General features: G+C 47.1%; 1 pseudogene. It reads right to left on the bottom strand.

Annotated elements, in window-relative coordinates:
• Positions 1–527 precede the first annotated feature (527 nt).
• Positions 528–1,273, bottom strand: a pseudogene (locus ABYW01_RS21100) (aconitate hydratase B); the annotation flags it as partial.
• Positions 1,274–1,559: the final 286 nt, after the last annotated feature.

The raw sequence follows: 1,559 nt of genomic DNA, 5'->3' as shown, positions 1-1,559 counted from the left end.
CTGGGTCGCTTCCCGACTCTGGAAGAGTACAAAGACGCCGTTGAGGGTATCAACCTGACTACTTTCACTCCACCAAGCGAAGATCTGAGCGTAGCTCCTCAGGCGATCCCAGCTGCACGTATCTAATCACTGATAACGTGACTAACAAAAAGCCCTGATTACTCAGGGCTTTTTTGTTTGTGGGTTAGTTTGCTCATTCTGAACAAAGGTGTTTTAAAGTATTGTAAGCCGGGTTTTTCTCTGAACCTACAGGCCATAAAAACTTCGCCAATCGCCTCCCTGTCCCTGATACGGCTTGTGCACCAGTCACTACTATTACCTGTACAGCAATACGCTGTTAGACAGCTTTAAATTTGGTATCTGATAAATTTATATCAACTACCAGAGAAGTAATTATCAAAGCCGCTTGACTGGCCTCTCTTCGGATAACGTTGTATGTCAGTAGTATGCCCCGCGCCTCCTGGTCGATCAGCTCACTTTCTTAATTGGCATTGTTCTGTATTGAGCTCTTAAAATCGCGAAAACCCAACAGGGTTGGTTACGGACTTACGCGAGGAGCCTGTACTTACAACATCATTTATGGATGCTTCAGAGGGGGCTTTCGCTTTAACTTCTTCGATTTGCTTCAGCGGGCCTGAAGAACCATGCTTCTCAGGAGTGATTCCATCAGGTGCCATCTTCAGCATTGCATTGGCATGCAGTGGGATATCTGGACGGGTAATGCGTACGGTGCTGGTGGCAGGTCGTCAGTGTTAGTTTCACAGGTTGCCTTGAAAACGGAAACAGTGATCTTTTCAGTAATTTCAGGCTGCTCAGCATTAGCCAATGATTTAAGAGCTTGTTTCGCATGTGCGTTACCCGCCTCAGACGTTCACATTAACGTCATGGTATGCATCAAGCATCAGCAGAGTGTGGGGCAGTGATTTAACCGCAGTTGGAGCCAGAGCGTCGACATTCAGAGCAGCAATAAGAGGCTGGATGTTGTAACCTCCGAGCATGGTGCCCAGTTGCTCTGCAGCTTTTACATTATCAATCTGTGGGGATGCTGTCTCGCCTTTAGCGATAGCGGCCAGAAAGCCTGCTTTAACATACGCAGTCTGCTCAACACCGGCAGGAACATGATTTTCCAATAGGTCCAGGGTAAATGCTTCTTCGTAAGCAGGCGGGTTCTTCAGTAGCTTGCCAGAGCGGCTGTTTGATTAGCATTCAGTGGTTTTACTGGCGCGCCTTCAGCGGCGCGTTCTTCTACATGTTTACGATAAGCTTCAAGCACGGTTACGCCCTCATCTGTTGTCACCACGTGGCGGATTTTTCCGTCTTGTGTGGTATACCGACAGGTCACGATTATTGATTGGCGTGGCGAATTCTACCTAAAATCATCCCCCCGAAAGTTAAGTGTTGTCGACAATCTCGGGATCATACTTTTTGCGTATGCGGCATGAATGTTCGGTGAGTCCAGGTGGGCTAACGGGTTGATATTTAAGCAGATGGAGCTTTGTTCCTGTCAATGTGACGAGATGATGAAAAGGTTGCAGGAATAATTTGTAAATTATCGCAAT

Origin of the sequence: Pontibacterium sp. (assembly GCF_041587635.1) — a bacterium.
Taxonomy (GTDB): Bacteria; Pseudomonadota; Gammaproteobacteria; order Pseudomonadales; family Balneatricaceae; genus Pontibacterium.
The sequence above is the reverse complement of the archived record's forward strand: the minus strand, read 5'-3'. Positions and strand labels throughout refer to the sequence as shown.